Annotated in this window: 12 protein-coding genes; 3 read left to right on the top strand and 9 right to left on the bottom strand. The window is 56.9% G+C overall.

Translation table 11 applies throughout. The annotated features are described in order from the left end of the window. Nucleotides 1-47: 47 nt before the first annotated feature. From AC3I0A_RS15065 to AC3I0A_RS15025, 9 genes are all read right to left on the bottom strand, one after another. Complete coding sequence (locus tag AC3I0A_RS15065) at nucleotides 48-1,529, bottom strand: mannitol dehydrogenase family protein (protein WP_489372718.1); 1,482 nt, start codon at nucleotides 1,527-1,529, stop codon at nucleotides 48-50. A 17-nt stretch (nucleotides 1,530-1,546) separates the two neighbouring features. Further along, entirely contained in the window at nucleotides 1,547-2,650 is a 1,104-nt protein-coding gene (locus AC3I0A_RS15060) for an ABC transporter ATP-binding protein (protein WP_489372717.1), read from the bottom strand. Nucleotides 2,651-2,685: 35 nt separating this feature from the next. Next, a complete protein-coding gene (locus AC3I0A_RS15055) occupies nucleotides 2,686-3,516 on the bottom strand; it encodes a carbohydrate ABC transporter permease (protein ID WP_489372716.1) in 831 nt (276 codons plus the stop codon). Between the two features lie 10 nt (nucleotides 3,517-3,526). Beyond that, complete coding sequence (locus AC3I0A_RS15050) at nucleotides 3,527-4,426, bottom strand: carbohydrate ABC transporter permease (RefSeq protein ID WP_489378509.1); 900 nt, start codon at nucleotides 4,424-4,426, stop codon at nucleotides 3,527-3,529. 172 nt (nucleotides 4,427-4,598) lie between these two features. Continuing rightward, nucleotides 4,599-5,909, bottom strand: coding sequence for an ABC transporter substrate-binding protein (locus tag AC3I0A_RS15045; RefSeq protein WP_489372714.1), 1,311 nt, complete (start codon nucleotides 5,907-5,909; stop codon nucleotides 4,599-4,601). 831 nt (nucleotides 5,910-6,740) lie between these two features. After that, nucleotides 6,741-7,646, bottom strand: coding sequence for an AraC family transcriptional regulator (locus AC3I0A_RS15040; protein ID WP_489372713.1), 906 nt, complete (start codon nucleotides 7,644-7,646; stop codon nucleotides 6,741-6,743). 72 nt (nucleotides 7,647-7,718) lie between these two features. Next, nucleotides 7,719-9,011: a glycosyltransferase gene (locus tag AC3I0A_RS15035; protein WP_489372711.1), complete on the bottom strand. Its 1,293-nt coding sequence runs from the start codon at nucleotides 9,009-9,011 to the stop codon at nucleotides 7,719-7,721. A 189-nt stretch (nucleotides 9,012-9,200) separates the two neighbouring features. Then, complete coding sequence (locus AC3I0A_RS15030; protein WP_489372710.1) at nucleotides 9,201-12,143, bottom strand: hypothetical protein; 2,943 nt, start codon at nucleotides 12,141-12,143, stop codon at nucleotides 9,201-9,203. Nucleotides 12,144-12,349: 206 nt separating this feature from the next. Continuing rightward, nucleotides 12,350-12,694, bottom strand: a complete 345-nt coding sequence (locus AC3I0A_RS15025; RefSeq protein WP_489372709.1) for a response regulator — start codon at nucleotides 12,692-12,694, stop codon at nucleotides 12,350-12,352. Nucleotides 12,695-12,955: 261 nt separating this feature from the next. On the opposite strand from AC3I0A_RS15025, the gene AC3I0A_RS15020 reads away from it, so the two are divergent. The 3 genes from AC3I0A_RS15020 to AC3I0A_RS15010 are packed head-to-tail and all read left to right on the top strand — an operon-like array spanning nucleotide 12,956 to nucleotide 18,429. Further along, nucleotides 12,956-16,435 (top strand): response regulator, encoded by a 3,480-nt coding sequence (locus AC3I0A_RS15020; protein ID WP_489372708.1) that lies wholly within the window; start codon nucleotides 12,956-12,958, stop codon nucleotides 16,433-16,435. Continuing rightward, nucleotides 16,436-17,254, top strand: coding sequence for a CheR family methyltransferase (locus AC3I0A_RS15015; protein ID WP_489372707.1), 819 nt, complete (start codon nucleotides 16,436-16,438; stop codon nucleotides 17,252-17,254). Then, a complete protein-coding gene (locus AC3I0A_RS15010) occupies nucleotides 17,248-18,429 on the top strand; it encodes a hybrid sensor histidine kinase/response regulator (protein ID WP_489372706.1) in 1,182 nt (393 codons plus the stop codon). The genes AC3I0A_RS15015 and AC3I0A_RS15010 overlap by 7 nt, the downstream gene beginning before the upstream one ends. Nucleotides 18,430-18,448 lie beyond the last annotated feature (19 nt).

Raw genomic sequence — 18,448 nt, 5'->3', positions numbered from 1 at the left:
AGCTTGCTCGCGAAGGCGGCTTTGGCTTCACCACAAAAGCCTGAGGCTCAACCCACTTTCTCCAACACCCGCTCCAACGTCCGGGTCACCCCATCCTCGCGCAAACTGTCAAGGCATCGCTCAAACGCCGCGACAAACTCGGGCGACTCAGGAATCGCTGTTCCGAAGATTTCTTCCACGCTCAGCAACCGCTGCGTGATCAACCCATCATCAGCCACCAACGCCTGACAGAACCCGGCCCGCGGATCGGGAATGCGGTAGCTGTCACCCTTCTCATCGACACCTTTCAGATACAGCGCCCAAGCGGCAATCACCAGGGCCGCGCGCTCTGTCTCCTGACCATCAGCGATCAAGCGATTGATGGTCGGCACGATGAACTTGGGAAATTTCGACGAGCCATCGGAACACACCCGTTCCAGCTGATCGGCAATCGCCTGGTTGGAGAAACGTTCCACCAGCGTGTCTTTGTAACGCGTCAGATCGATCCCGGGGACCGGCGCCAATTGTGGGGTGACGTCGAGGTCCATCCAGGCGCGCATATAACGCACGAACAGCGGGTCGTTCATGGTCTCGTGAACGAAGCGATAACCCTTGAGAAACCCCAGATAAGTCAGCGCCAGATGGCTGCCGTTGAGCAGTTTGATCTTCATTTCTTCATAGGGCGTGACGTCATCGGTGAACTGCACGCCGACCTTCTCCCAGGCCGGGCGACCGTTGACGAACTTGTCTTCCAGTACCCATTGCACAAAGGGCTCGCAGACCACCGGCCAGGCATCGTCGATGTCGTGTTCGTCGTGCAGTTGCAGGCGATGGGCGGCGCTGGTCATCGGCGTGATGCGGTCAACCATGGCATTGGGAAAACTGACGTTGGCGCCGATCCAGTCGTGGAGGTCGGCATCACGCAGGGCGGCAAAGGCCAGCAGCGCCTTGCGGGCCACCGCGCCGTTGTGCGGCAGGTTATCGCAGGACATCAGGGTGAACGCCGGAGTGCCGACGGCGCGACGTTTGGCCAGGGCGGCGCAGAGGAAGCCGAACACGGTTTTCGGTGCATCCGGATGGGCCAGGTCATGCTGGATCTGCGGCAAGTGCGTCATGAACTCGCCATTGCTGTCGTCGATGCAGTAACCGCCTTCGGTGATGGTCAGCGAGACGATACGAATCTGCGGGCTGGCGAGTTTGTCGATCAGCCTGTCGGCGCCGTCTTCGGCCAGCAGCATGTCGCTGATGGCGCCGATCACCCGTACCTGGGTGGCGTCGGTGTCGCCCATTTCATACAGGGTAAAGAGGTAATCCTGGCCGGCCAGGTCGTCCCGGGCGCGGCGATCCTCGGGGCGCAGGCCGACGCCGCAGATGCTCCAGTCCAGGCCTTCACCCAGGTTCATCAAGGCGTCGGTGTAATACGCCTGATGGGCGCGGTGAAAGCCGCCGACACCGATATGTGCGATGCCTTGCCGGGTATCAGCCACTGCGTAGGCTGGCACGACCACTTCAGGCGCCAGACGGCTGAGGTTCTGCTGGTTCAATTTCATTACTAAGGTCTCGGCGATCAGGCGGCGGCGCGCAGCGGTCGGGTAACCGCCACACCGTCGGCATCGAATAAATGGCAGTGTTCAGCGTCCAGGTGCAGGCTCAGTGTCTCGCCATAGCGGCTGGCCAGATCACCGCGTATGCGCAGGGTCAGGGCTTCACCGCAAGCGGTCAGGACGTGGCAGAAGGTGTCGCTGCCCAAACGTTCGCTGACGTCGGCGGTTACCTGCAACGTGCAGTCACCGGGTTGCGCCAGGTTCAGATGCTCCGGGCGAATGCCCAGGGTGACCGGGCTGCCGACGCTCAATGTCGCACTACTGAGCGGCAGGCTGATGCGGGTGCCGGCGTCCAGTTCGACTTCACAGCCCTGAGCCTCGACACGGCTGACCTTGCCTTTGAGAAAGCCCATTTTTGGCGTGCCGAGGAAGCCCGCCACAAACAAGTTGGCCGGCTGGTGATAAAGCTCCAGTGGCGAGCCGACCTGCTCGACGCGTCCGGCATTGAGTACCACCACTTTGTCGGCCAGGGTCATGGCTTCGACCTGATCGTGGGTCACGTAGATCATCGTCGCTTGCAGTTCTTTGTGCAGCCGCAACAGCTCCAGGCGCATCTGCACCCGCAGGGCGGCATCGAGGTTGGACAGCGGTTCGTCGAACAGGAAGATTTTCGGATTACGCACAATCGCCCGGCCGATGGCCACACGCTGGCGCTGACCGCCGGACAGCTGCTTCGGTTTGCGCTCGAGCATCGGTTCCAGCTCCAGAATCCGCGCGGCGTCGCCGACTTTTTTATCGACTTCGGCCTTGGCCACACCGGCCAGGTCGAGGGCGAAGGACATGTTTTTGCGCACGCTCATGTGCGGGTACAGGGCGTAGGTCTGGAATACCATCGCCAGGTCGCGTTTGGCCGGGCTGACTTCGGTGATGTCGCGGCCATCGAGTTCGATGGTCCCGCCGCTGACTTCTTCTAGCCCTGCGATGAGCCGCAGCAGTGTGGATTTCCCGCAACCGGACGGGCCGACGAAGACCACGAACTCGCGGTCGTTCACTTCCAGGTCGATGCCTTTGATGATGGAAAAGCCTTCGAAACCTTTTTGCAGATTCTTGATTTTCAGGTTGGCCATGATGGGCCTCCACTTTTAATTGTTCGCGAGAATGTTTACTTCACGGCGCCGAAGGACAGGCCGCGGACCAGTTGTTTCTGGCTGATCCAGCCGAAGATCAGAATCGGCGCGCAGGCCAGCGTGGACACCGCCGACAACTTGGCCCAGAACAGACCTTCGGGACTTGAGTAGGAGGCGATCAGCGCGGTCAGCGGCGCGGCGTGGGATGAGGTCAGGTTCAGCGACCAGAAGGCCTCGTTCCAGCACAGGATCAGCGACAGCAGTACGGTGGACGCCAGGCCGCCCTTGGCGATCGGCAGTAGCACCCGGACCATTTCCTGCCACAGCGTCGCGCCATCGAGGCGGGCGGCTTCGAGGATGTCCTTGGGGATGTCTTTGAAGTAGGTGTAAATCATCCAGACCACGATCGGCAGGTTGATCAGGGTGTAGATGACGATCAGCGCGATCCGCGTATCCAGCAGGCCGAAACTCTTGGCCAGCAGGTAGATCGGCATCAGCACGCCCACTGGTGGCAGCATCTTGGTGGAGAGCATCCACAGCAGCGTGCCTTTGGTGCGTTTGGTTTCGTAGAACGCCATGGAGTAGGCCGCCGGCACCGCGATCAGCAGGCACAAGGCGGTGGCGCTGAAGGAGATCAGCACCGAGTTCCAGGCGAAACTGAAGTAACCGCTGCGGTCTTCGATGTGCAGGTAGTTCTCCAGCGTCGGGGTGAAGATGAACTGCGGCGGCGTGGCGAAGGCGTCGATTTCGCTTTTGAAACTGGTGAGCACCATCCAGAAGATCGGGAAGAAAACCAGGATCGCGATGGCCCAGGCCAGGGTGCCGAGCAGCAGGCTTTGCAGACGACGGGATTGTTGAAGGGTCATGGCGCAGGCCTCAAGGCTTGTCAGTCAGGTTTTTGCCGATCATCCGGATCAGGACGATCGCCGCGATATTGGCGATCACCACCGCAATCAAGCCGCCGGCCGAAGCCATGCCGACATCGAATTGCACCAGCGCCTGGTTGTAGATCAGGTAGGCGAGGTTGGTCGAGGCGTAGCCGGGGCCGCCGTTGGTGGTGGTGAAGATTTCGGCGAACACCGAGAGCAGGAAGATCGTTTCGATCATCACCACCACGGCAATCGGCCGCGCCAGGTGCGGCAAGGTCAGGTGCCAGAAGATCGCGATCGGCCCGGCACCGTCCAGGCGCGCGGCTTCTTTCTGTTCCTGGTCCAGGGACTGCATGGCGGTCATCAGGATCAGGATCGCGAAGGGCAGCCATTGCCAGGACACAATGATGATGATCGACAGCAGCGGGTAATGCGCGAGCCAGTCCACGGGCTGGGCGCCGAACAGCTTCCACAGCGCGGCGAGAATCCCCGAGACCGGATGGAAGATCAGGTTTTTCCAGATCAACGCCCCTACGGTGGGCATGATGAAAAACGGCGAGATCAGCATCACCCGAACGATACCGCGACCGAGGAACTCACTGGCCTCGAGCATGGCGCTGATCAACACACCGAGCACCACGCTGATCAGCAACACGCTGCCCACCAGCAACAGGGTATTGGTGGCGCCGGGCAGGAAGCCCGAGTCGGTCAGGAAGTAGCTGAAGTTCTCCAGCCCCACGAACTGGTTTTCACCGGGGTAGAGCAGGCTGTAGCGGATCAGCGAAAAGTACAGGGTCATGCCCAGCGGCACGATCATCCAGAGCAACAACAGGGCGACCGAGGGGCTGACCAGAAACCAGCCGGGATTGGCCAGACGGCTTTTGCGCAGCGGCTGGGGGATGTCCATGTGAGCTTTGAGCGTTGAAATATTCATGGTGATAACAACCAATTGGGAACAGACAGATGAAGATCCAGTGTGGGAGCGAGCTTGCTCGCGAAGGGGCCGGTACATCCGACACATCTTCTGCGACTGGAACACCGCTTTCGCGAGCAAGCTCGCTCCCACAGGGGTTGCGGGGTTACTTGGGATAACCGGCGCGCTTCATCTCACGTTCGGTGGTTTGCTGGGCGGCGGCCAGGGCCTGGTCGACAGTGCTCTGGCCGGTCAGTGCGGCGGAGAACAGTTTGCCGACCTGGGTGCCGATCGCCTGGAACTCGGGAATGGTCACCAACTGGATACCGATGTAAGGCACCGGCTTGAGGGTCGGCTTGCTCGGGTCGGCGGCTTTCAGCGATTCCAGTGTGACCTTGGCGAACGGCGCGGCGCTCATATAGGCCTCGCTGTAGGTCGAGGCGCGAGTGCCTGGCGGTACGTTGGCGATGCCGTCTTTCTCGGCGACCAATGCGCCGTATTCCCTGGAGGTTGCCCAACTGGTGAACGCTTTCGCCGCGTCCTTGGCTTTGGAGCTGGCCGGAATCGCCAGAGACCAGGAGTAGAGCCAGGCCGAACTTTTGTCGCTCACTTGATGGGGGGCGTAGGCGAAGCCGGCATGCTCGCTGACTTTGCTTTGGGTTTTGTCGGTGACAAAGGAGCCGGCCACGCTGGCGTCGATCCAGATGGCGCACTTGCCACTGTTGAACAGCGCCAGATTTTCGTTGAAACCGTTGCTGGAGGCGCCCGGAGGGCCGGATTTCTTCAGGGTATCGACGTAGAAATTCAGCGCGTTTTTCCATTCCGGACCATTGAATTCCGGTTGCCATTGCTCATCGAACCAGCGCGCGCCATAGGCGTTGGCGATGGTGGAGATCACCGCGATGTTCTCGCCCCAGCCGGCCTTGCCGCGCAGGCAGATACCGTATTGATCCTGCCCGGGTTTGTTCAGTTTGCTGGCGAACTCGCCAATCTGCTCCCAGGTCGGGCGTTCAGGCATCGTCAGCCCGGCGTCCTTGAACAGGTCGGTGCGGTAGTAGGTCATGGAGCTTTCGGCGTAGAACGGCAGGGCATAGAGCGTGCCCTTGACCGAGAGGCCTTCACGCACCGAAGGAAATACATCGTTGAGGTCGTAGGAGGCGGGCAGGTCTTTCATCGGTTCCAGCCAACCCTTGGCGCCCCAGAGTGCGGCTTCGTACATGCCGATGGTCAGCACATCGAACTGGCCGCCCTGGGTGGCGATGTCGGTGGTCAGGCGCTGGCGCAGGACGTTTTCTTCCAGCACCACCCAATTGAGCTTGATATCCGGGTGCTCGGCTTCGAAGGTCTTCGAGAGCTTTTGCATGCGGATCATGTCGCTGTTGTTGACCGTGGCGATGGTCAGGGTTTGTGCGCCAAGGCTGACGCCGCTGAGGGTCATGCAGGTGGAGACAAGCAGAGCTTTTACAGAGGGTTTCATCGCGCACTCCTCTTCTACGCCCGGCAGGCAGCAGAAGGACCGTTGTTGTTTTTATGTCTTCCGCAGGTAAGGAAGAATGTGGGCTGATTACAGCCCTCTAACGACGCGATGACAAATCATCCATGACACTTGAATCGATACTTTTTTGCACTGGAGGGAGATGCAGGGGTAAAGCGCATTAAACGATTCAGCAAAAAATCCGTAGGCGCGGATGTACACAGACCACTGTGTGGCTTGCCTGCGATGGTGGCCTGACAGCCGACCTGTCTTTTGCGGATGTACCCAATCAAATGTGGGAGCTGGCTTGCCTGCGAAGGCGGCCTGACAGCCGACCTGTCTCTTGCGGATGTACCCAAATCAAATGTGGGAGCCGAGCTTGCTCGCGATGACGGTCTTACAGCCGGCCTATTTCTCGCTGGTGTACATATCCATTCCTGCGGTAACGGCCACTTAGGGTTTCGCCCTTACGGCGCCTCACTTTTCCAGACGCCGAAAAGTAAGCAAGGCTTCGCCCCGAGCGTCCGGCCCCTCGCTAAGGCTCGGTGTTCCCTCGCTGCGGTGTCCATCAGGGGGCATCGCCCTCCGGTCTGCTGCGCGACGACCTCCATGCGATGTCCTCGGCTTCGCCGAGGGGCGCTGCGCGCCAGTCCCCTGATGAACACCTCCGCTCGGCCTGCCGAAGGGGCGGGTAGATCAAAAGCCAGATCAAAAGCCAAAGCGAGGCGGCCTACCGGCCGGCCTGTTTGTATGGGCCGGAGTACGCGTTTCCCCTGTTAGCCGCCGCAGACTGCGAGCTTTTGGTCTTGCTTTCGATCTTGATTTTGATTGGGCTCAACCCGGATTCTGCTCAGTCAGCCGCTGCACAGCGAAGCGCCGGTAATGAGTTGGCGTCATACCTTTGAGCTGCTGAAAACGCCGGTTGAAATTGGAAATGTTGTTGAAGCCGGACTCGAAGCACACATCGGTGACCGGTTTGTCGCCATCAGCCAGTAGCTCGCAGGACTTGCTGATCCGCAAGCGATTGACGAACTCGATGAAGCAGCGTCCGGTAGCCTGCTTGAACACTCGGGAAAAATACGTGGGCTTCATGCCCAGGTGTTCGGCGACTTCTTCGAGCGGCAATTCGCGGGTGTAATGGGCAAAGATGTAATCCACCGCGCGGTTGGTGCGGTCGATGTTGTGTTCGTCGGCCAGTTGCGGGGTGGTCGCGCCCGAGAGCAATTGGTAATCATCGGTCGCCGCCAGCAGTTCCAGTAGAATGAAAAAATGCCCGAGCCGGGTGATTCCGTTGGAATCGGCGATGCGTTGCATCAAGGTCATTGCCTGGCGGATCGTGTGTTTGCCGCGAAACTCGATCCCGTATTGCGCGCGTTCGAGCAAGGGCGTGAGGGCCTTGAGCTCGGCGAACACCTGATGACCGCTTTCAAACAGCTCGTCAGTGAAATTCACCAGCATGTCGCGCTTGGGGACTACTTCGTCCTCGGCAATCTGGCTGATCCAGTTGTGTGGCAGGTTGGGGCCGGTGAGGAAGAGTGTTTCGGGGTAGAAGTTACCGATGTAATCGCCGATGAACACCTTGCCGGAGCTGGCGACGATCAGGTGCAGCTCGTATTCCTTATGGAAATGCCAGCGCACCAGCGGACTGGGAAAACCGTGCTGGCGATAGATGATGGACAACCCGTTGTGGTCGTCCATCAGTTCGTAGGAAGGATCGGTGATTCTTGCTGCTCGGGTCATGCCGGGGCCGTTTTATTGTTATGGCTGAAACGATAATGCCTCCTTGCAGTGAACCGCGCCAGCTCAGGACTTTCAACTGCTGCGGTTTTTCGCCTCGATCCACTGCGCCATGTATTGGGTGCTTTTGTGGTGATGGTGACGCAGCATGCCGCCGGTGAAGTTGTTGCGCCGCTCTTGCGCAAGATTTGCCCGGCATAGCGCAATACGCTCGATCAGCGCGGGGCCATGGACCTGTTGCCGGTACCGGGCAGCCAACAGTTCACGGCCACGAACCTGCGCCTGAGTCCATAGGGTCTGGTCCTTATACAACTGCACGGCGGCCTCGGCGAATGCGCTCGCGGTTTCGGCAATCGCACCTGGCCAGGGCAGGTCGCCATTCATGGCTTCCGCGCCAATCGGTGTGGTGACGTTGGGTGTGCCACAGCGCATGGCATCGAAAATCTTGCCTTTGATCCCGGCACCAAAACGCAGCGGTGCGAGGCAGATCCGTGCGGCCGACATCACCTGCAAGGCGTCTTCGGCCCAGTTCATCACATGAAAGCCTTGGGCCGGATTGTGCAACGCGGTGGCCTTGGGCGGGGTGTAGGAGCCGTATATGTGCAACTGCGCGCCGGGCAGTTGCTGACGGATCAGCGGCCAGATCGTGGTTTTCATCCAGAGCACCGCGTCCCAGTTCGGCGCATGGCGGAAGTTGCCGATGCTGAGAAAATGCGCGCGGTCTTCGAAGGGCAGAAACTCGCCCGGCGGACTGTCGAGCATCAGCGGACACCAGTGCAGTAAACAGCGCGGAACCTTGAATTGCTCGACCAACAGCTCGATTTCCACTTCGGAAATCATCAGGCTCAGGTCACAGCGATAGAGCGCGGCGATTTCCCGCCTGGCCAGGTCAGTCTCGGCCATATGCTCGAATTCCTGACGCAGGGCAGGGGCAAACAGTGCACTGAAGTCGTCCTGGTCATCGCTGGCCTTGAGACGTTCCTTGAGTTGCTGGTGACGGGCATGCCGCAGGCTTTGCAGATCCGATGTCTCCAGAATGCGCAGGGCGTCGGGGCATTGTTTCTCGACGCGCCAGCCGAATTGCTCCTCCATCATGAACTGATCGAACAACACGATATCCGGCGCCAGTTCGGCGATGAAAGTATCGAAGCTGCTGTTATTCAATTCGATCGGGCATTCACGAATGCCCAGCGCGAGCAGGTCGGCCTTGTGCTCGCCAATGCCCGCGGGACTGCTGAAAGTGACGTCCCAGCCTTGCTGTAAAAAGGTTTCGAGGATCTGCATCACATGCCCACCGGCGGCAGATGAGCGCGGCTCGGGCCATACGTAACCAATGACCAGGACTTTGGTTGCGCGGGGCTGAATCATGAGCGATCAATTCCTGATGGCGAGCAGAAGGTTGGGACAAATGAGGGGGCGCAATTAAACCACAGTCGGCGAACAGGAGTGGGACTGTCAGGCCCGCGAGCGGTGAGTTCTTCGTATGCACCGCCCGCAGGCACTGGCAACCGTTATAAGCCATTCACGCCTATCCAGGCACTCCGCTCGCCGGTAGAACTATCTAAAAGCGGTCAAATAACTGGTTATCTTCGCCCCTCGCGCCTGGTAGGAATTCAGCGAGAGGTGGTACCAATCGTTGCCTCTTTTCAAGACCAGTACATCAGCTGCTTGGGACAGTTCGCCAATGCTTTCCAAATGGGCAATTTTAACGTCTACGCAATTCAAGGACTTTGCCGCGTTCAATGCATCGAGTGTTCCGCTTACAGATCGAAGTTGTCGGGTAGCTTTACCGGAGGTTTTGACTCCATGACCGGTGATGAGCAGCGCACCATTTTTGGTGAGTTTCGCACCTTTTTTCATGAGACTTGGGACACCATCCAATGGGTTGATCAAACTCAAGGCAAAGCTGCCACTGACCCTGATCAGCTTTACGGATTTCGAAAGCAGGCTTCCGGATTTCAAAGCGATGCTTGCGAGTTTCGGAGCAACGCCTACTACCGCACCAACGACCGCCAGCGCGTCCAGTGCGCATCCGAAAGCCCCGGATGCTTCACGGTCAGGATCACCCGAGGTCAGATCTTCGATGCAACTTTTGAACGGAATAATCAAATTAAGAATCAAATCCAGGTTTTCTTTCGAGTTCTTTCTTGCCGCCTCAAGTGGCGTTATGCCGTAACCCACATCGTACAGTTCGTCATATTTGGCAGGCGGGAAATGTTTAAGTACCTTGTTTATAATGTCTTCCGTTTTCTGGGAGAAAAAGGTTTCCAGCTGACCCATGGTGATTGGAGCGACTCGCTCGGCTTCGTATGATTCCCATAACTTCTCGACAACCAATTTGTTAGTAGCGCCTTTAACGGGCTTGGTTCCATTAAGGTAAGCGTCAATATCCAAGGGCCAATCAAGAGCTTGCGTCTGCCATTGTTTCTTGTCCTTGTCTGCTGATTCGGTGGGATCAAAATATTCGATGGGGGTCCCCACGAACACGTTTCGGAGGTCGTGGCGGCTGTCGCATACAGCTCGCAGCGTAAACAGTTCATAGTAATAACGTTGCGATTTGTATTGGGCGCAAATGATAACACCATAGCGGCCCCTGTGTTTGTCCCTCTGTCGTTGTGTTTCTTGTGTCGCATGATCGGAAAATTTCTTGCGCGCGGTATAAAAGCTGAGAGTGCCATATTCCAGGCGAATTCGATCTTTCTCAGGCAGTTTGGATAGGGCAAGTTTTAATGCGGTGGCTATTCCAAGCTGTAATTGTTTGAAATAATTGTCGAATTTTTCCTTGTGCAGGGTTTGAATATTTTTAAGGCTGTGGGTATAGGGAGTGATCAGGTCTAAATCGTTTTTTGTGTCGAGTAAGACGATGTTATATGCTGCCGCGTTTCCGGTCCAGCCAAAATTTAATAAATCTCCGGACATGGATAATTCATGAATCGATACCTCACCAGATGAAAAATCCGGGTGCATATAGTTTTTTTCTGTCAGGTAGTCGCCACCCGGCAAGACTCTTTTAAGTTCTTCCAAGGCCACCTCTTCTCGCGTAGGGAGTGGTGTACTTAGTGCTTTGCTGCATTGCTCCAAGGCCTCGGTGTATTTGGCATAGTGGGTCTCGGCTGCGCAAAAGTTATCAGCGGTGTATTCACCGTCAGCGCTGTACGGAATGATGCTGTTGACTGCGCCCCAGTTCAGTGCGGACTCTATTACAATAAGACTAAATAGTTGCTCGAGTTGCTCGTCGAACGGTTCAATATCGGAATGCATTTGTACTTGTTCATAACTCATTGCACGCGATGAGCCAGGGGCAATAGTTTCGATTTTCGCAACGGTAACGCTATGCACGAGCCATCCTGGCGCACCGATTGTCATGTCGGCGGGGATTTTTTTTACGAGGAGTTCAGGTGCTACGCCAGATACAAGAATGTACGCGGCCAAGGGGGCTGTTTTTGCGTCGATTACGTTGTTATCGACAAGGTGCTTTTCCAGGCCGAGTAAAACTTGAGACGGGTGCCGTTCTGCGTTCGCAGGCTTGTAAAGTTCGTAACCCATTACACGGCCCTTGCTTTCAACCTCACCTATCGTCGGGTCAATGTTCAGCAGGATGGCTGTCATGAGGAGCTGTTGAAGATCCTCTTGGGATGGCGACTCATCCGCGTTAGTGCCGTACCACTCTAAAGCGCTCAGGTAACCCTTTGCCCATATGTTACCAATCGTATTCGCCATTAAATGGTTTATATATTGGTGAGGTTCGCTCCTCAACGCATCGACTGATGCGCTAATTGCTTGCTCGAACAAACGGTTTAATAGTTGACCTGTACCACTTAGTCCGAACGTTTTTGTTACCTTCTGGATTTCTTCGCGCTGGGCCTGGGAGAGCGCTGTTGGGAAAATATCCGGATTTTTAAGAATCTCGTAATAGTCTCCTCTTGCTGATAATTCAGGACGTTTTTTGTTCAAAAAGTCCACCAGGCTCATGAGCTGCTTTGCCGTGGACGGCATAGGATATCCATAAAATCGCAGCCACTGCTCGATGTTGATGTCATCGGAGCTGTATATAAAGCCGCCGGCTCTGCTCGCATATTCGCTGAGTTCGTCCAGGTATTGGCTGAGGGCTTCATTTTCCGTGAGAAGGTCGTCAATTTGCATTGGATCGTCATCAACTATAACCTGCACGTTCTTCTTGGAATCGCACAGGTACGTTGCGGTGTTCGGAAGGCTGGATAATTCTTCCAGGCTCAAAAATTCAGCGCTTCGCAACAGGTCATTCAGTTTGGATTGACCTGCCTGTTGAGCTAGTTGCAATGAGCTTCCAGGGGTGGCCGAAACAATCAGGTTGGAAAGTTTGAATTCGGCATTGGCGTCGGGAGGATTGGCTAAATAGCTTTCCAGGTCTGCAATAATGGATTGTTTTTCTGATTTGTTTATTTCCAGCAAAGCTTCAATGTCGGATTCTAAGGTTTCAATGGTTGATGGCTTTCTATAATCATATTGAGTGGTGTTCATCATAAGTCCTTTTTGATGATTGACAGGCGTGCGCATGCCTGCGAAGACGTAATTGTCAGTTGTTGATTTGTGTTTGGTTTAGTAAATGGCGGAATTTAGAGTAATACTAATAATATCGAGCTGGCCAGGTTATATGTTGTGCTTTTTGTTTCGTTGAGGCATTAGTTGTTCCCAAGGACAGAAACCCGGTGAAGGCTGCTCCGGGATCAGAGCATGCCACGAACCTTGTCGCGCAACTGATCGATCGAGAACGGCTTGCCAATGACCGACATGCCGACAGGGACTTCGATGCTTTCGGCATAGCCGCTGGCAAACAGAATCGGCAACGCGGGTCGAAGTTCACGGGCGCGGGCAGCCAGCTCCTTGCCGTCCATGCCAGGCAGTCCGACGTCGGTCAGCAACAGGTCGATGATCTGCCCACTGTCCTCGATAAGCTTCAAGGCGGCTTCGCTGCCGTCGGCTTCGAGTACCTTGAACTCCAGCTCCTCCAGTACATCGACGATCAGCATGCGCACGATGGTGTCATCTTCGACTACAAGGATGGTGGACATGATGGGCTCTCGAAAAATGAAATCGCGCATACCGGTCGCAGAAATGTACCGGCCTCTTGCATGAGTAAGTGGCGGATCCTGACAAGTTCCCGAAGCTGTACAAAAAAACATGGCTGTACAACGGTCTGCAAGAATAACCGGTCTGCTTGACCCTGGGCAGCACTGTGTAGGGATTTGCGCGTAGAGTTGTCAGAAGATTAGATGTTGCGTCCAGCTATGGGGCAAACTCCATGGCTATCAACACTCCATCAAGGCCAATAAATGACCCCTCCGTCTTCGGTTGATGAGCAGAGTTTGCGCCGACTCCTGAACCGTAACGTCAGTCTGCCGTTGGGCGTCGGCGTGCTCAGTGCAGTCTTTTTCGTGTCCTTGATTACCTATTTGCTGTCGGTGATCCAGTGGGTCGAGCACTCCGATCGAGTGATCAATAACACCAATGAAGCGGCGAAGCTGAGCGTCGACCTCGAAACCGGGATGCGCGGGTTTCTGATCACCGGTGACGAACATTTTCTCGATCCTTATGAAGTGGCCAGACCGCGAATCATCGGCGAACTTCGCGGGCTGCAGGATCTGGTGGCGGATAACCCGCAGCAAGTTGACCGGCTCAAGCGGCTTGAGGCCTTGCAAGTCGAGTGGAATAACTACGCTCAGAGCATGATCCAGTTGCGCCGGCAAAATGGTGATTACCGGGGGGCCGTGCAAGCCGGGCGGGGCAAGCGCCTGACCGACGAGATGCGCAAGGAATACGACGAAACCGTGGCGATGGAGCAGCAGTTGCGGGTTGGCCGTAATCAGGAAGTCAGCAGTACGACGATTTTGAGCGTCACGCTGTACCTGGTGTTTGTGCTGGGCTTCAGCGCCTTGCTGGCCTATATAGGTCGGCGCGACTTACTAAATATTTCAAGTAGTTACAAAGAAAACCTCGAGTCGCAACAGAAGAGTGCGCAACGTCTGGAACAACAAGCGTGGCTGCGTAACGGCCAGACCGAACTGGCTGAACAGGTGCTTGGCCAGCTGACGTTGAATGTGTTGGGGCGCAATATCCTGCAGTTCTGCGCGCAGTACCTGGGAACCGCCGTCGCAGCGATGTATGTGCGCGAAGAGCACGGCGGCCTGAGACGCGTGGCGTCCTACGGTTTCTCCCGTGAGCAGGAAGAGCGAGGTCAGGCCATTTTCAGCGGCGAAGGCATTGTCGGCCAGGTGGCGCAGCAGGATCGTTTGATCCGCCTGGACGATGTGCCTGTCGATTACTTCAAGGTCAGCTCCGGGCTGGGTGAAGGCGTGCCGCGCAGTGTGCTGGTGGTGCCGACCAACAGTGATGACCGGGTCAATGGGGTTATTGAACTGGGTTTTCTGCGGGCATTGACCGACCGCGACGTCGAATTGCTGGAGTTGATTGCCGACAATATTGGCACCTCCATCGAAGCAGCACGCTACCGCCAGCGTTTGCAGGAAGTGCTCGCCGAAACCCAACAACTCAATGAAGAGCTGCAAGTGCAGCAGGAAGAACTCAAGAGCGCCAATGAGGAGCTTGAAGAACAGTCGCGGATCCTCAAGGACTCCCAGGCCCATCTGGAAGCCCAACAGATCGAACTGGAGCAGACCAACGAGATGCTGGCCGAACAGGCATTGGCTCTGGCTGAGCAGCGCGATGCCATGGACCACAAGAATGGTGAGCTGCGTGAGGCGCAGATCCAGCTGGAGGACCGCGCGCTGGAGCTGCAGCGCTCAAGCACCTACAAGTCCGAATTCCTTGCCAATATGTCCCATGAGCTGCGCACGCCGCTGAACAGTACGTTGATCCTGGCCAGGTTGCTGGCGGAAAATCCGCAGGAGAACCTCAGCGCCGAACAGGTCAAGTTCGCCGAGTCGATCTACTCGGCCGGCAACGACTTGCTCAACCTGATCAACGATATTCTCGACATTTCCAAGGTCGAAGCCGGCAAGCTGGAAATACGCCCGGAAAACACCCACGTGGCACGTCTGGTGGAAGGCTTGTGCGAGCTGTTCCAGCCTTTGGCCGCGGATAAACACTTGCAGTTCCAGATTGAATTGCAGGATGGCGCTCCCCAGATGATCTTCACCGACCGTCAACGTCTGGAGCAGGTCCTCAAAAACCTGCTGTCCAACGCAGTGAAGTTCACCGAAAGGGGCAACGTCAGTCTGACCGTCTCTCGTCAGCCGGGCGGTATTGCCTTTACCGTGCGTGACTCGGGAATCGGTATTGCCCGGGATCAGCAGGAAAGCATTTTCGAAGCCTTCCGCCAGGCCGACGGCACCACCAACCGCCGTTACGGCGGCACCGGGCTGGGCTTGTCGATCTCCCGCGATCTGGCGGCGCTGCTGGGTGGTTCCATCAGCGTCAGCAGCGAGCCGGGGCAGGGCAGCATTTTTACCCTGGTGTTGCCTGAGCAGTATGTCGAGTCTGGCGAAGTGCCGATCGAACCCCTGCGGGCCGCGTCTATGGTCGTCGCACCTGCTGTTGCTCCATTACCTGTGGTGAGCGAAGTCGAGATTCCACGCTTTGCCGATGACCGCGACAAGGCACCGTTCGCCACCCGTTGCATTCTGGTGGTGGAAGATGAGCCGAACTTCGCGCACATCCTCTTCGATCTGGCCCACGAGCTGGGTTATCAGTGCCTGGTGGCCCATGGTGCCGACGAGGGCTACAGTCTCGCCACCCGGTTCATCCCGGACGCAATCCTTCTGGACATGCGTCTGCCGGATCACTCCGGGCTGACCGTGCTGCAACGCCTCAAGGAACATGCCGAAACCCGGCATATCCCGGTTCACGTGATTTCCGTCGAGGACCGCTTCGAGGCCGCCATGCACATGGGCGCTATTGGCTACGCCATCAAACCCACTACCCGCGAAGAGCTCAAGGACGTGTTCGCCCGTCTGGAAGCCAAATTGACCCAGAAGGTCAAACGCGTGCTGCTGGTGGAAGACGACGACCTGCAGCGTGAGAGCATTGCCCGGCTGATCGGCGATGATGACATCGAGATCACCGCCGTCGGCCTGGCGCAGGAGGCGCTGGATCTTTTGCGCAGCACGATCTACGACTGCATGATCATCGACCTCAAGCTGCCGGACATGCTTGGCGATGACCTGCTCAAGCGCATGTCCACCGAAGATATCTGCTCGTTCCCGCCGGTGATCGTTTACACCGGGCGCAACCTGACCCGCGATGAGGAGAGCGAGCTGCGCAAGTACTCACGCTCGATCATCATCAAAGGCGCGCGTTCACCGGAGCGCCTGCTCGATGAAGTGACACTGTTTCTGCATAAAGTCGAATCCCGACTGTCCCAGGAACGGCAAAAAATGCTCAGGACCGCCCGCAGCCGCGACAGGGTTTTCGAGGGGCGCAAGGTTCTATTGGTGGACGACGACGTACGCAATATTTTCGCCCTCACCAGTGCCCTTGAACAAAAGGGGGCAATCGTCGTCATTGGCCGTAACGGCCGCGAGGCGATCGAGAAGCTCAATCAAGTCGATGACATCGACCTGGTGCTGATGGACGTGATGATGCCGGAGATGGACGGCTTCGAAGCCACGATCGAGATTCGCAAGGATCCGCGCTGGCGCAAACTGCCGATCATCGCGGTGACGGCCAAGGCCATGAAGGATGATCAGGAGCGCTGCCTGCAGGCGGGGTCCAATGATTACCTGGCCAAGCCCATCGACCTGGATCGACTGTTCTCACTCATTCGTGTGTGGTTGCCGAAGATGGAACGCATCTAAGTGGAGCGAAATTCCGAGATCGAACTGCGTTTGCTGATCGAGGCGATCTACCTCAAGTACAGCTACGATTTTCGCGACTACTCCAGCGCCTCGATCAAGCGCCGGGTCAACCATGCGCTGCACCAGTTCGAGTGCAAGAGCATTTCCGCGTTGCAGGAGCGTGTGCTGCACGACCCGACGGTGTTCATGCAACTGCTGCAACTGCTGACCATTCCGGTCAGCGAGATGTTTCGTGATCCCGCGCACTTTCTGGCGATTCGTCAGGAAGTGGTGCCGCTGCTCAAAACCTGGCCCTCGATCAAGGTCTGGATCGCCGGTTGCAGCACGGGGGAGGAGGTCTACTCCATGGCCATCCTGTTGCGCGAAGAAGGCCTGTTGGACCGCACCATCATCTACGCGACCGACATCAACCCCCGTTCGCTGGAAAAAGCCAGGCAGGGTATTTTCTCTCTGGAGAATATTCGCGCCTACACCCACAACTATCAGCAGGCCGGTGGCCAGTCTTCGTTCGCCGACTACTACACTGCTGCCTATGACTATGCGATTTTCGACAAGACCTTGCGCGAGAACGTGACCTTTGCCGATCACAGTCTGGCGACCGATAGCGTTTTTTCAGAAACTCAATTAATTTCGTGTCGTAACGTACTGATTTATTTCAATAAAAAATTGCAAAATCGAGCTTTTGGTTTGTTTCACGAATCGCTGTGCCATCGCGGTTTCCTGGCGCTGGGCAGCAAGGAAACCCTGGATTTTTCCACGTATGGCAAGCAGTTCGAGCCTTTGGTCAAACAACAACGGATTTACCGCAAATCATGTTAAGTAATATCCAGGCAAAACTGCTGATCGTCGACGATCTGCCGGAGAATCTGTTGGCGCTCGAGGCGCTGATCACGCGTAAAGACCGCACGGTGTATAAAGCCCGGTCCGCGGACGAAGCCTTGTCACTGCTGCTGCAGCACGAATTTGCCATGGCCATTCTCGACGTGCAGATGCCGGACATGAATGGGTTCGAACTGGCGGAACTGATGCGCGGCACCGAGAAAACCAGGAACATTCCAATTGTTTTTGTCAGTGCCGGGGGGCGCGAGCTGAACTATGCCTTCAAGGGCTATGAAAGCGGGGCGGTGGACTTCTTGTACAAGCCGCTGGATATCCACGCGGTGAAAAGCAAGGTCAATGTGTTTGTCGATCTTTACCGGCAAAGCAAGGCCATGCAGCAGCAGGTCGAAGCCCTGGAGCAGAGCCGCCGCGAGCAGGAGGCGCTGCTTGCGCAATTGCAGACCACGCAAAACGAGCTCGAACAGGCGGTACGCATGCGCGATGACTTTATGTCGATCGTCGCCCATGAAGTGCGCACGCCGCTGAACGGGTTGATCCTCGAAACCCAGCTGCGCAAGATGCACCTGGCCCGGGACAATGCTGCGGCCTTCACCCTCGAGAAGATGCACGCGATGGTCGATCGCGACGAGCGACAGATCAAAAGCCTGATCCGGCTGATCGAAGACATGCTCGATGTCTCGCGGATTCGCACCGGTAAGCTGTCGATTCGTACCACCCGGTTTGACCTGGCGCAGCTGGTGCGCAACCTGCTGCAAAACTTCGCCCCGCAGATCGACGCAGCCGAATGTTCGGTGAGTCTGGTCGCGGATCAACCGGTAGAGGGCGACTGGGACGAATTTCGCATCGAACAGGTCGTGTCCAATCTGCTGACCAATGCCTTGCGTTATGGCGCCAAGGGGCTGATCGAGGTGCGCGTGTACGCCGAAGACGGCCAGGCGCGGGTCGAGGTGCGTGACCACGGCATTGGCATCAGCGACGAGAACCAGAAACGTATTTTTCAACAGTTCGAGCGGGTGTCGGCGAAAACCGCAGTGGCGGGCCTCGGTCTCGGACTGTTCATTTCCGAGCAGATTGTCGCCGCCCATGGTGGCTCTATCAGCGTCGAAAGCAAGATCAACCAAGGCTCGTTATTTCGCGTTTGTCTGCCGCTCTAGAAAACAGCCGCACGCAACG

This window comes from Pseudomonas sp. KH_024_B2 (assembly GCF_057839965.1).
The sequence above is the reverse complement of the archived record's forward strand: the minus strand, read 5'-3'. Positions and strand labels throughout refer to the sequence as shown.